The sequence below is a fragment of the Candidatus Hydrogenedentota bacterium genome (assembly GCA_018005585.1).
Lineage (GTDB): Bacteria > Hydrogenedentota > Hydrogenedentia > Hydrogenedentales > JAGMZX01 > JAGMZX01.
On the sequence record JAGMZX010000059.1, the window covers coordinates 1 to 11,846 of the forward strand.

Annotated in this window: 10 protein-coding genes and 1 tRNA gene; 4 read left to right on the forward strand and 7 right to left on the reverse strand. The window is 61.5% G+C overall.

The window, feature by feature from the left end:
• Positions 1-43 precede the first annotated feature (43 nt).
• The 4 genes from KA184_11670 to KA184_11685 all read right to left on the reverse strand — a co-directional run bounded on the left by KA184_11670 (position 44) and on the right by KA184_11685 (position 4,622).
• A complete protein-coding gene (locus tag KA184_11670) occupies positions 44-1,828 on the reverse strand; it encodes a TolC family protein (protein ID MBP8130227.1) in 1,785 nt (594 codons plus the stop codon).
• A 211-nt stretch (positions 1,829-2,039) separates the two neighbouring features.
• Entirely contained in the window at positions 2,040-2,468 is a 429-nt protein-coding gene (locus tag KA184_11675; protein ID MBP8130228.1) for a DUF1844 domain-containing protein, read from the reverse strand.
• Positions 2,469-2,702: 234 nt separating this feature from the next.
• Positions 2,703-3,152, reverse strand: a complete 450-nt coding sequence (gene ndk / locus KA184_11680; GenBank protein ID MBP8130229.1) for a nucleoside-diphosphate kinase — start codon at positions 3,150-3,152, stop codon at positions 2,703-2,705.
• Between the two features lie 312 nt (positions 3,153-3,464).
• On the reverse strand, positions 3,465-4,622 hold the full coding sequence (locus KA184_11685; protein ID MBP8130230.1) for a Gfo/Idh/MocA family oxidoreductase: 1,158 nt from the start codon (positions 4,620-4,622) through the stop codon (positions 3,465-3,467).
• Positions 4,623-4,854: 232 nt separating this feature from the next.
• Between KA184_11685 and KA184_11690 the strand changes: the two genes are divergently transcribed.
• The gene (locus KA184_11690) at positions 4,855-5,988 is read left to right on the forward strand and encodes an SGNH/GDSL hydrolase family protein (protein MBP8130231.1); all 1,134 of its coding nucleotides are present in this window, start codon (positions 4,855-4,857) and stop codon (positions 5,986-5,988) included.
• Between the two features lie 85 nt (positions 5,989-6,073).
• Here KA184_11690 and KA184_11695 read toward each other — a convergent pair whose 3' ends face one another.
• Complete coding sequence (locus KA184_11695) at positions 6,074-7,231, reverse strand: aminopeptidase P family protein (GenBank protein ID MBP8130232.1); 1,158 nt, start codon at positions 7,229-7,231, stop codon at positions 6,074-6,076.
• Between the two features lie 590 nt (positions 7,232-7,821).
• Here KA184_11695 and KA184_11700 point away from each other — a divergent pair.
• The 3 genes from KA184_11700 (at position 7,822) to KA184_11710 (ending at position 11,127) form a co-directional block, all read left to right on the forward strand.
• Positions 7,822-9,294, forward strand: a complete 1,473-nt coding sequence (locus KA184_11700; GenBank protein MBP8130233.1) for a sodium:solute symporter family protein — start codon at positions 7,822-7,824, stop codon at positions 9,292-9,294.
• A gap of 13 nt (positions 9,295-9,307) precedes the next feature.
• Positions 9,308-9,448, forward strand: coding sequence for a hypothetical protein (locus KA184_11705; protein MBP8130234.1), 141 nt, complete (start codon positions 9,308-9,310; stop codon positions 9,446-9,448).
• Positions 9,449-10,278: 830 nt separating this feature from the next.
• Entirely contained in the window at positions 10,279-11,127 is an 849-nt protein-coding gene (locus KA184_11710) for a hypothetical protein (protein ID MBP8130235.1), read from the forward strand.
• 46 nt (positions 11,128-11,173) lie between these two features.
• On the opposite strand, the gene KA184_11715 is transcribed toward KA184_11710, so the two are convergent.
• Positions 11,174-11,419, reverse strand: a complete 246-nt coding sequence (locus KA184_11715) for a hypothetical protein (GenBank protein MBP8130236.1) — start codon at positions 11,417-11,419, stop codon at positions 11,174-11,176.
• A 346-nt stretch (positions 11,420-11,765) separates the two neighbouring features.
• A tRNA-Val gene (locus KA184_11720) sits at positions 11,766-11,843 on the reverse strand.
• Positions 11,844-11,846 lie beyond the last annotated feature (3 nt).

Below are 11,846 nucleotides of genomic sequence, written 5' to 3' on the forward strand. Positions count from 1 at the left end.
CGGCAAGCGGCGGGGACGCCGCTCCTGCGTTAGTGGCTGCGGTCTACCAGTCCCAGCGCGGGGTGACCGCGTCGATGAAGCCAACCGGCTTCGCGGCATCCGGCGGCTCGAAAACGACGCCCAGATTGTCGAGGATGGTGCCCTCCGCCAGTTGCAGGTCAACCAACGCCTTCTGATAATTGATGAGCGACTGCAATTCCTGGGTCTGGGCAAGTGTAAGGTCCTGCTGGACCAGGAGCACCTGATAACTGGTCGTTACGCCGAGGCGCAGCCGCTTTTCTTCCGCGATCACGTTGACTTCCTGGAATTCGCGGGCTTGGCGGGTGCTTTCGACCAGCGTCTGATTCGCGAAAACGTTGCGCATGGCCACGTGCACGTTGACCATGAGCCCCTGGCGCACGTTCTCGAACCGCTGCTCCGCCTGTTCGCGGCCCAGTTGCGCGCGCAGGTGTTGTCCCCGCGCCGCGCGGTTGCCCAGAGGAATCGAGCCCTGAATGCCAACGCTCATGGTATCCACTTCGCCCTGGCGCATCCCGTAGAACACTTGGCGCGGCTTGTGGTCGCGGCCGCCCTGTCCGTACGCGCCGACGATGTCAAGTTGCGGCAGCATCTGGTTGCGCGTGCGCATTTCTTCGAGTTCCGCGTTCTCGATCTCGATTTGCGATGCCTGCAATTCGGGACGGTTGCGCAGGGCCCGTTCCACGCTCAACTGCACCTGCGCCTCGAGATTCCCCGGCTCCATCCAGGTCGCCGGTGCAAAACCGGGCCGGTCCGTCGGAATGATGCGGGCGCTGGAAAAGAGGTCTCCGTCGCGGATATCGAGCAGTTGCTTGAGCGCGTCCTCGGCGTGGCCGACGGCGGCGCGGGCCGCGATCAATTCACTCTGGCGCGTGGCCACGCCCGCCTTCGCCTGGAGCACATCAATATCGGCGGCCGTGCCGATTTGGCGGCGTGTCTCATTGATATGCAGAAGGCGCTCCGCGTTCTCCAGCGATTCCTGGCGGACGGTCACGCTCTCGATCGCGCCCACCAGGTCCCAGTAGGCTTTGACCACGCTCGCCGCCGTATTCATCACCGTGGCCTTGAGTTGCGCCTCGGCGGCAATACGCGCATTGTGCGCCTGCTTGATGCGTACCTTGTTGACGGTGGGACCGAACCCGCGCAGGATGGGTTGCGTCAGACTCAGCGTCAGCAGCCCGTCCCACTCTTCGATGAACTTGCCGAACGTGCTCTCGTCGTCATTCATGGCTAGCGACAGGCTGTACATGGCGCCCGTGTGCAGCTTGCCCCCCACCCCGGCTTCCATCGTCGTAGTGTACGATTCGATACTGGAAATGCCGCCAAAGACAATCAACTGCTGCGAGGCTACCGTCGAACTTTCGTTGTAGAGAATGTCCGTATTGAATACCGGGTCAAATTCGCCGCGCGCGGTCAAGAGGTCCCCATCCAGCTTGCGCGGCTCAAATTCCGCCAGCAGGATATCGGGATTGCGGTCGAGCGCCAGCAGGATACAGTCGTTCAGGCTCAGGCGGATTTCCGTGAGGTTCAGGCTCGACTCGATGGCCTCCCGCAAGGCGTCCAGGTCGATCAGGTCCGCGTCGATTTGACGGCTGATCGTTTCATCCGCCTCACGAAAGACCGCGTCGTAGCGCAACCCCAGTTGCGGCTTGTCCGCTGCCGCGTCTGCCGCGTCTGCCGCCGCGGCTGCATCCGCAACCGAAGCGCCCGTTTCCGCGGGCTGCGCCTCTTCCACGGTCTGGGCTATGGCCATGCTCAAGCCGGCGGCCGAAAACAAGAACGCTAAACACCATACTCGCGCGAGGTACATACGCTCCTCTCCTCCCGCCATCACGCAACACCGGGCGGTTTCGACCATTCCCTCATCGCCATGGGGCGCGCCTCCTCGCCGCCAGTCTACGGTTCGCGCGGCCCCCAGTCAACCGCGGCGGAACCGCCGGCGCGCCAGGACAAACACAAACCCCGGCAGCATCGGGTCCCGCCGCTGCGGCCGGGGTCTTGAATGGCACTGATATCGCGAATCACGGTCTGCGGAGTTCGTGGGGGTCCACGCCGGCGCGCTGCATGGCGCTTTCCTGCACCTGCTGGACCCGCGCCACATAACCCTGCTGCAATTCGGCTATCGTCGTCGTCAGCCGCCCCGATTCCTGCGGAGTCAGGTTGCCTTTCGTCTTGTCACGAAGAACCAGCATCAGGTCGATCGTGTACTTGGCCTCGTTCAGGTCAATTACCACCTGCTCCGCGTCCCGCGGGGCAATGAAGCCCAGCGCCAGCATCGCCTGCATGGCGAGGCCCGAGACGAGGGCGTCAAAGGACGGGCCCTCCGGCGCGCCAGGCGGTTCGTCGCCCGGCGTTGGCGCGTCCGCGGGCGCCTTGGTCTCTTCTCTTTCCCGCTGGACCCGCGCTTTCCAACTCTCATCAACGATGATTTTCGGGCTTTCTTCCGGCATGCGCCGAGCCTCCCTTTCCGCAGCCGCGCCGTCCCGGCGCCCACGCCATGCCTCTGGCTTTGGCCATAGCCTGCCGGCGCCATTCGGCGCGCGGCCGCGGCGCTGATTGGACTATTTGTTCTTATGACGGTTCTGGCGCCGTTTCTTTTTCCGCTTGTGTTTGTTGATCTTCGCTTTGCGAACTTTTCTTCCGCCGGCCAACTTCTGGTCCTCCTCGCACCCGCGCGCCACGTTTCAACGCAGCCACTGCTCGTCGGGCATCGTGTACGTTAACAACTCCTCAGGCTTGAAATACAAAGCGATCTCGCGCGCCGCCGTCTCCGGCGAATCCGACGCATGGATGATATTGCACTGCATGCTCAGGCCAAGGTCGCCGCGAATCGTGCCCACGTCCGCCTTCTGGCAATTTGTCGCGCCGTTCATCTTGCGCACCTGCGCCACCGCGTCTGGCCCTTCCCAGACCATCTGCACGGTCGGGCCGGACGTGATGAATGTCACCAGGCTGCCAAAAAAGGCCTTGTCCGCGTGTTCCGCGTAATGCGCCTTCGCGGTTGCTTCGTCGATAATCCGCATCTTCAACCCGGCCAGCTTTAGGCCGCGCTGCTCAAAGCGGCGGACGCATTCGCCAATCAACCGGCGCCCGACGCCATCGGGCTTCACCATTACAAACGTACGTTCCGTCACGGTCCAAGTCTTTCTATAGAAGGATCTTGCTGTACACTTGCGGGCCGCACACACCAACCCACGGCGAATAACGTGGAGAGTGCGCCAAGGCCGGCACGCACGGAAAAGCGATCATAGCAAATAGAGGTGAATACCTGCAAACAGCCCGCGTGCGCGAGCATGGCCACCGGGTGGCGACCTGCTACCCGCGCCGGCCGCCTCACTTCGGCTCCGGTGCCGGCAGGAACAGGGCCGCGCCCTGAATCCCGCGGCTCTGCGCGCCAAGATGCGAGGAACAACCCATGGCGCGGCGACAAAGTGCCGCGTCAGGGGTCACGTGTGGAGCACCTGGCGGAATTCGACGGACCGGGCGCAACGCCAGGCTTCGAGAGCCGCGCCGATGATCCGCTGAGCGTGCAGCGCAATTTCCGGAGAACAGCGGCAGGGGCGGCCGCTCGCAATTGCGTCACTCCAATCGCGGACGTGAGCCTTCAGCGCTTCTTCTTCCGTGTGTGTTTCCGCCGGAGGAACGGCCTTGGGAAGGGGCGCGCCCCGCGGAAGCAGTATGGCGTCTTGCCCGCATACGAACAAAGCGCGCCGGTCTCCGCGCAGGATTGCGCAAGCCTCCTGCGGGCGCTCTATGCCTGAGGTGAGCGTGACCGTCGTGCCGCATTCGTACGCAACGGTGGTCATCATCTGGTCGGGAGCATCCCCTGGGCCGTCGGCCGCGCACCCGCCGGCCGCCGACACGCGCACCGGGTCCGCTGAGGGAAGCACCGAGAGAAATCCAGCCATTTGCCGGAACTGACACCGCAACGCGGGACCGTTGCCCCAGGCAAGCCAGCGCTGCCACCGCGGCGCGGAGCCGCGCGCCGGTGCCGCCTCAACGTTGGCGGCGGCCTGGCACCACGCGACAGGGCCGAGATCGCCGCGCTGCACGATGTCGCAAGCCTTGCGCCAACCCGGTTGCGAGAGTTCCGTCACGCCGATTTGGACCGGCCGCGAGGAGCGGCGCCACGCTGCGTGCAAGGCCCGCGCTTCATCCGCGGTGCGCGTCATGGGTGATTCGCAATAGACGTGTTTGCCCGCGTCGAGGGCCGCCACGGCCGCTTCCGCGTGACAATGGTCCGGCGTCGCGATCATCACCGCGTCGATATCTTCACGCGCGACGGCCTCGCGCCAGTCCGCGCAGGCGCGCACGCCGTATCGGGCCGCGGCGCGCGCACGGTGCGGCGCCCAGGCGTCGCATGCGCAAATCGCCATGGCGCCTGGTATGGCGCCTCGCGCGATTATGTCGAGCAGTGCCTGACCCCGCTGACCGCAGCCAATTACCGCCACTTGCAGCCGCTCATTCACGTTCCGGCCCGCGGCTGCCTGCCCGTGGCGCGGTTGTTCCCCCCGTGTGGGAAGCCCGTTCCACGCCGCCGCCGCGCCCAGCCCCGCCACGAGGAATTGCCTCCGCGAACAGCGTCCCGCCGGTTGCCTCTTCATTGCCATCCTTTCCAAACGTCCTGCTGAAATGCGCGCCGCGTTCGGGTTGGTGTAAGCTGCGGCCGATTCTACCCGACGCCGCATCCAAAGTGGGAGTCGCGACTTTGCGTGGAAGGAAAAGGTCAGGTTGATTCCCGGCGCTCTTTCCGGCGGGGTGTGTCTCGTCCGGCGGTTGCGCCGGTGCGCAAGGGTTCGAAGTCAAACAACAAGAGGAAACCGGGGAGTGACGCTGATGAGCAATGATGTCCGACGGTCCGTGTGGCGTGCGCGAACCTTCGCGAATGCTTCATTCCTTCTTGCCATGATGACCGCGATCGGCTCGTCCGGGGTTCTTCACCCGGACGCCGCGGCAGAAGAGGAAAGCCAAGAACCAGCGGCCGAGGAAACGCATAACGCCCTGGCTGCGAGGATGACCGGCGAGAGTCTGGTGCTGGTGAAGACCGAGCCGGGCCGGTTGTGTTACGACGCGCTGGTGGAAGGCGCCGTCACGGTGCGCAGCACATATGAACCGGGGCTCGCGCATACGGTAGTTTATGAACCCGGTATTGATTACGTGGTCGATTATGGGGCGGGCACCGTCGCGCGCACGCCCGGCTCGCGCATCCCCGACTTCAGCACGAACATGCTGTACGGGCGGCAGGGATTCGACCATAACCAGTCTCCAGGTTTTGGAAATGGCGGCTTCTTTGTCTTTGTTGACTACGAAACGCGCGCGCCGTTCCCGCTGTGCGCGCCGACGGACCAGTCGGCGCTTCTTCCGAAGACGGCGGAAAAACTCCGGAACGGCGGACCGTTCAAGATTGTGGCGTACGGCGACAGCATCACCGCGGGCGGCGACGCTACCAGCCTGCATCTCCAGTTCCAGGAGCGGTGGGCGCAGTATCTGCGCGAGCGTTTTGCGCGGGCCCGGATCACGGTCGAAAACGGCGCGACCGGCGGCGACAGCACCGTCCAGGGACTCGCGCGGCTGCGTGAAAAGGTGCTGGATCGCGCGCCCGACCTCGTGCTCATCGGCTTTGGCATGAACGACCACAACATCAACGGGCCCACGCCGGAACAATTCGCGGAAAACCTGAAAACCATCATATCGCTGGTGCGGGAGCATACAGGCGCGGAAGTGGTCCTGTTCTCCGCGTTTCCGCCCAACCCGGACTGGAAATTCGGCTCCCACCGCATGGAACTCTATGCTGAGGCGACGCGCCTTGCTGCCGGGCAGGCCGGTTGCGCGTATGCCGACGTGTGGGGCGTATGGCAGAAAGTGCTCGCCCGCAAGGACCTGTCAAGCCTTCTCGGCAACAACATCAACCATCCCAACGATTTTGGCCACTGGCTCTACTTTCAGGCGCTGAAAAGTCTCGAATTCTGAAAGACGATTACCCGGGCTTCCGATGCCTGTCGCCCAAAATGGATGAGGGGCAAAAGACAATGATTCTCGCGTTGTCTTCTGCCGTTCAGAGTTCGACGAGCCGCATGAACTTCTTCGACAGCTTTTCGATGCCGGTCCGGGTCACGCGCACCCCGTTTTCCCAACGCAGGCCAAAGTCCTTGTCCTGGAAGAAAGTATCTACCTGGAACGTCATGTTCTCCTGGAGCGCGTAGGTGGAAGTGGACTCAAGCCACGGGCGCTCGACTTCCATCATACCGATGCCGTGACAGGGCCCGTAGAGCATGTGCTGCTTGAACCCCCGGCACTCGACGAATGCTTCGTATTCGCGCACGATGCCGGCAGCGGGCTTGCCGCCACGCATGAGTTCGAAGGTCTTCATGTGCGCTTCAAGCCCGAACTCCACGAGCCGCTTCTTGCGCGGGGGCAGCTTGCCAATGGAGCAGGGCAACCCGACACTGGACGAATACCCCCCGACGCGCGCGCCAATATTGAGCTGGATGAGTTCGTTGCGCTTGATCTTATTGTGCGTGGGGCGCGAAATGGCGTGCTTCGTGCCGGGGCCGCAGAACGTGTACAGAGCGTGGCCTTCGTATTCGCCGCCGAGCCTGTAAATCTCGCGTTGTGCGATGCCGACGACTTGCAGTTCGGTCATGCCGGGCCGCATCTCGCCCAGAATCGCGTCGATAGCCTGTTCGCTGATCTGGTACGCCTTCTTCATCAATCGGATTTCGTTCGCGCTCTTAACCGTGCGGAGACTGACCAGGGTGTCGTCGGCCTTGACCAGTTCGACACCGGGCAGCTCCCGTTTCAGGCTGAAATAGACAGGAAGCGGCATGATAGAGAAACCAACAAGGCCGAGCCTCTGGAGCGGGCGCCCGCCCATGACGGCCTTTGCCACATGCGCGTAATCGGCCACGGCAATGCCCGGATATTCGGGGTCGGCGGACTCGCGATATTCGACCATCTTCGCGATGTTCCGGACAACGCTGCGCCCCAAGGCGTAGGCTTCGCTTTCGGGTCCGATGATCAGCATGGGCGCGCCCTTCGCCGGGACGAATACGCCTGCCGACTCGAATGTAGGCCAATACTCGGTCAGATACCGGACATTCGCAAAGTCTGCCTCGTTGGAGTGCACGAGCGCGGCATCCAACCCCGCCGCGCGAATGTTCCGCTGAAACTTCTTCATCCTCTCCACAAACTCTTCTCTGGGAATCAACTGCATGGCCTGTCTCCTTCACTGCGCGACCCATTCGCCGCGTAACCCCGCGCACCCGGCGCCACGGCGTCGAAGCAGCGGTACGGCATATCCCGCAACAGTTGCACGTGCCGCGGCCGCGTCAACGGCCTATAGGCTATCCCAAAACCTGTGCAAGTAGCGAGCGAGCACATCCGGGGTGAAGGCATTCTCGAACGGGCCGGGCGGGCTTTCCCCGGCGGGTATACAGCCCGCCCAGGTTCTGAATCCGTGCGCTCGTAGATTCCGCCGGCCGCTCAAGCGGTTTCAGGACGAATCACGTATCCGCTCCGGAAGCCAATCACGTTGCCAAGCGGTGAGAGTTGCAGGGGCGGGGCATGCCTCGCCCCTGCCACAGGCGGAAATCCAGCTGCGGGGAGCCTCCGGCAAATTGCCAGACTTCTTGACCGCTCCTCCCGTTTCTGCCCACAGTGACTTTCGACCTGAAAACGCGGGACCCGCTTGCTCGACGCCTCAGGGGGCGTATACGATGTTGTGGTTTGGTGTTGCGCGTCGTGTTTCTCCAGGGGAAACGTGGGACAACAGCGTAGCGGAGCGGAAAGAAGCCGGGCCTGCTTATGACGCATTTCACATGGTTAGACGGCAGTATCGTTGGCCTTTACCTGGTTGCCACAATGATTGCGGGCATCGCGGTGCGCAAATACGTGGGCAAGGTGGAGCACTTCCTGATTGCGGGACGTGAGATGAAGCTTTACCTCGGCATCGCGTCGCTGGCGGCCACCGAGTTCGGCATCGTCACGTGCATGTACACGGCCCAGAATGGGTTTGACAAGGGCTTCGCGGGCGCCACGCCGGGTGTGCTCGCATGCCTGGCCATGTTTTTCGTCGGCTACACGGGGTTCTGTGTCAAGCCGCTGCGCGACGCGGGCGTCATGACCATTCCCGAATTGTTCGAACTGAGATTCGGGCCGCGTATCCGATGGTTGAGCGGGGTTGTCATAGTGCTGGGCGGCTTGCTGAACATGGGGGTGTTTCTCAGGACGGGCGGCGATTTCCTGGTGGCGGTCTGCGGGCTTGACCCCAAGTACCTCGAAATCACAATGACCGCCATACTGGTCTCCGTCGCCGTTTACACCGTGCTCGGAGGCATGTTGTCGGTGCTCGTCACGGATTTCCTCCAGTTTGTCGTCATGAGCGTGGGGCTCCTGGCCGTCACGCTGCTCATCCTGGCAAATGTGGGCTGGGGCAGGCTTACCGCGACGGTTGAGGAGCACTATGGCGCAGGCGGATTCAATCCGTTTGTCCACCCGAAGATGGGCTGGGAATACGTGGTGTCCAACGCCATGCTGAGTCTGGCGATGGTGCTGACATGGCAAACGACCATTCAGCGGTTGCTCGCGGCCAAAGATACCAGGACGGGTCGCCAAGTCTATACTCGGACCAGTTTCTTCTTCCTGTGCCGCTGGCTCATTCCCGTATTGTGGGGCATAGCGGCGCTTGCCGTGCTCAAACCCGAAGAACTGGACGGTAACACGCTGCTGGCCATGCCCAGGCTCCTGAGCCAGGTCGTGCCCATGGGTCTGATGGGCATCCTGATCGCGGCCATGCTGGCCGCTGACATGTCCACGGATTCCTCGTATATGCTCACGTGGTCAAGCGTGATCTACAACGACATTCTGGCCCCGTTTCACAAGGGCCGGTGGTCCGAGAGGCGCGGGCTCCTGGTCAGCCGGGCGATTGTCGCCCTGATCGGGGTCTTTCTGTTGTTCTACGGTCTGTGGTATCCGCTGCGCGGCAACCTGTGGGATTACCTGACCGTGACGGCCAATATCTACATGTCGAGCATGTCGGTTCTGCTGATTGCGTGCTGCTATTGGAAACGCGCGAACAGCTGGGGGGCGGCCGGCGCGATCATCTTTGGCGCCATTGTTCCCAGCGCCTTCCTCGTCATGGAACAGATCCCCGGCACCATGCACTTCGCCAAAGAGGTGGTCGGTCCGCACTTCTCCAATATCGCAACCTATGCGGTTGCCGGAACGGCGATGGTGCTGGGTTCACTCATGAAACCACGGGCGGCGGCCCCGGTGTGAAAGGGGATGCAAGATGCTCGATCACTGGTTCTGGCTGGCGGCGACGCTCGCCTGCGTCATCTGGTATTCGACCATTACGGTTTACGTCGCCGTTCGCGGCGCGCTCGACATCAAGGGGATGCTCCAACGCCTGGCGCGCCGCGACGAGGAATGACAAGTAGGGGCGGGTTTCAAACCCGCCCCTACCAGACCCGTCACGAGCGCGGGTCTCAAACCTGCCCCTACCAGACCCGTCACGAGGGAGGGTCTCAAACCCGCCCCTACCATTGTGGCAGGGGGAGGTTCTTCAGCGGTCCTGGGTCCTGGCCCATGCCTGGACTCGTTGTCGCGCGCAAGCACCGCTGCAAGCCGGCGACGGGATTCAGGGTCCAGACTGCGGATTACCGCCGCGATGTCTTCTCGGGGGTCTGCACCCGGAACAAATCCGGAACAAGAGACTGCCGCCGGAGTGGTTTTTTCGGTCTCTGGCGCGTTCCCGGCTTGAGGGCTCAGTCTTGCGGAATGCCCAGTGTTTGAGCCGTTTTGTCCCCTGGAATGTCGCCGCTGTGGCGGGCGCATAATTGGCGGAGGATTCCGTTCTGGACTCGGGAAGTCTCTACATATCATTTTGTCTTGTGATGACTTGGCCGAAACAGGTCCCTGTACTGATGTGGCCTGACAGCGTATGATGAAATTCGTGCCGGGCAGATGACCAGCATAGGCTGTCATGACCGGCACATTGAAGTGTCGTACAACGGGCGGATCCACTTAGCCATGGCGACAGCGTCTCTGCAGTCGCCTCAACTGAGCCCGTCGTGACTGACACTGTGGCGAGCTTCAGAGGATTGGGGAAGACCGCAAGAATAATCGTGACTGCCGCAGCGTTGATCCGCAACGGTTTGAGGGTGCCCGTCGCACAACGATTGTTGTCCCTCAAGGAGTTTGTGAAGGCCCCCGGCTTGACGCGTATACTCTCAAACTCGTGCATTCGATGGGACACACATTGTGAAATTCGTCAAACGCTATGTGAAGCCTTTGCTCGTCTTGCTGGTGCCGTTGTGCGTTCTCTTGTGCTTCATCGCCTACCACTGCATCCATGGCCGACTGTTGCCGTTCATGCCAGGGATCATTGGATTCGAGCACAAGGACTTCTCGCGCGCGCGCGTCTATTACCACAAAGGCGCGGACCTCAGTACGCTGGACCAAATTGATCAGTGGGTCGAAGACGTCGAGCGTTCGCATGGCATGAAGTTCCCCAAACGGCTCGATGTGCTTCTGTGTTCGTCTGACAACGAATACACTCGGTTTTCAGGCATACGCGCACGGTCCTGTTCGATGCCCATTCACGGCCGCATCTGCCTATCGCATCGAGCGCAGGAAGATGCAAAGGCGGGTACGATTCATCTTAACGTCTATATGCGGCATGAGATGTCACATTCGATTCTCTATCAAAACATGCGTTGGTTGATGCCGCTGGAATCTCCGAACTGGCTGATGGAGGGTCTGGCCGTTTACCACGCGGGGCAACGTGGCGTGGACGGATATTTCACACGGGACCAAGTGCGGGAGAAGATGCGTGAAGGCTATTTTCTGAATCCGCTGGATTACGTATCGAGACTTTGGGGCACGTCCCCCGCGTTCAAAGAGTTCCCGCTCCCCAACAAATGGTGGTTCATCTATTCCGAGATGGCATGTTTCATCGAAGACCTGATTCAGTCTCGAGGCGAGGACAAGTTCCAGCTCTTCCTTGCAGGGGTTCTCCAGGGGCAAGAAGTAGCAAAGGCGTTTCAGTCCGTCTATTGCCAAAACATCGATTCGCAGGTTGAAGAATATCGAAAGAGAATGTTGAATTGACCCTTCCACATCGCCATTCGAGGTCGATTCTTGGCCGGAGAAACGCTCATGAACCGCCCATGCACTCGATCTTGGTCAAGGTCGTTTTGGCGGACGTGTCGGTCGGGTGCGTGAACCGTTCCCAGTACCGGTAAGCGCGCATCGAGCGACTGCTCCGGATTGGGCGTGTGTACTGCGCAAGGCAGGAACCGACCCCCTCAAAAACATGGAGCATGCCGCCGTCGTCCGCCACGAGACTGCAATGCCGCGGGTATCGGAAAGGTTCGTGAAACGGATGCGGGGCTTTCTTCATGCGGAATATCTCGGAGACACGCGGGGCCGATAGATTTTCCGCATGAAAACCCTACTCGATGCGAAATCAACTCGGAAAACGAAAACCGTGTTCGTAAGTCGTTGTATCGCAACAACGGGTCGCCGAAGGGGGCGGACACGTTGAAACGGAGAAAAGACGCGAGAAAAGAGACGGATCGCGGTTCGGGATGGGAAAGATTTGTGAGCCGGGGCACGTTGAAAACGGCGCGGCGTCAGGGACGGCACATCATGAAAAGCCCGTAAATAAAGGGCGATGTGCGATCCATTGTGATGGACCCGCACACCGCCGAGGTTTTACGGATAGAGAATTTCGAGTGAAAGTAAAATGGTGGGCGATACTGGGATCGAACCAGCGACCTCCACGATGTCAACGTGGCGCTCTAACCAAGCTGAGCTAACCGCCCACC

Coding starts and splice junctions, on each gene's coding strand:
- KA184_11670 (MBP8130227.1), bottom strand. CDS start 1,828: ATGTACCTCGCGCGAGTATGGTGTTTAGCGTTCTTGTTTTCGGCCGCC.
- KA184_11675 (MBP8130228.1), bottom strand. CDS start 2,468: ATGCCGGAAGAAAGCCCGAAAATCATCGTTGATGAGAGTTGGAAAGCG.
- KA184_11685 (MBP8130230.1), bottom strand. CDS start 4,622: ATGAAGAGGCAACCGGCGGGACGCTGTTCGCGGAGGCAATTCCTCGTG.
- KA184_11690 (MBP8130231.1), top strand. CDS start 4,855: ATGAGCAATGATGTCCGACGGTCCGTGTGGCGTGCGCGAACCTTCGCG.
- KA184_11695 (MBP8130232.1), bottom strand. CDS start 7,231: ATGCAGTTGATTCCCAGAGAAGAGTTTGTGGAGAGGATGAAGAAGTTT.
- KA184_11700 (MBP8130233.1), top strand. CDS start 7,822: ATGACGCATTTCACATGGTTAGACGGCAGTATCGTTGGCCTTTACCTG.
- KA184_11705 (MBP8130234.1), top strand. CDS start 9,308: ATGCTCGATCACTGGTTCTGGCTGGCGGCGACGCTCGCCTGCGTCATC.
- KA184_11715 (MBP8130236.1), bottom strand. CDS start 11,419: ATGAAGAAAGCCCCGCATCCGTTTCACGAACCTTTCCGATACCCGCGG.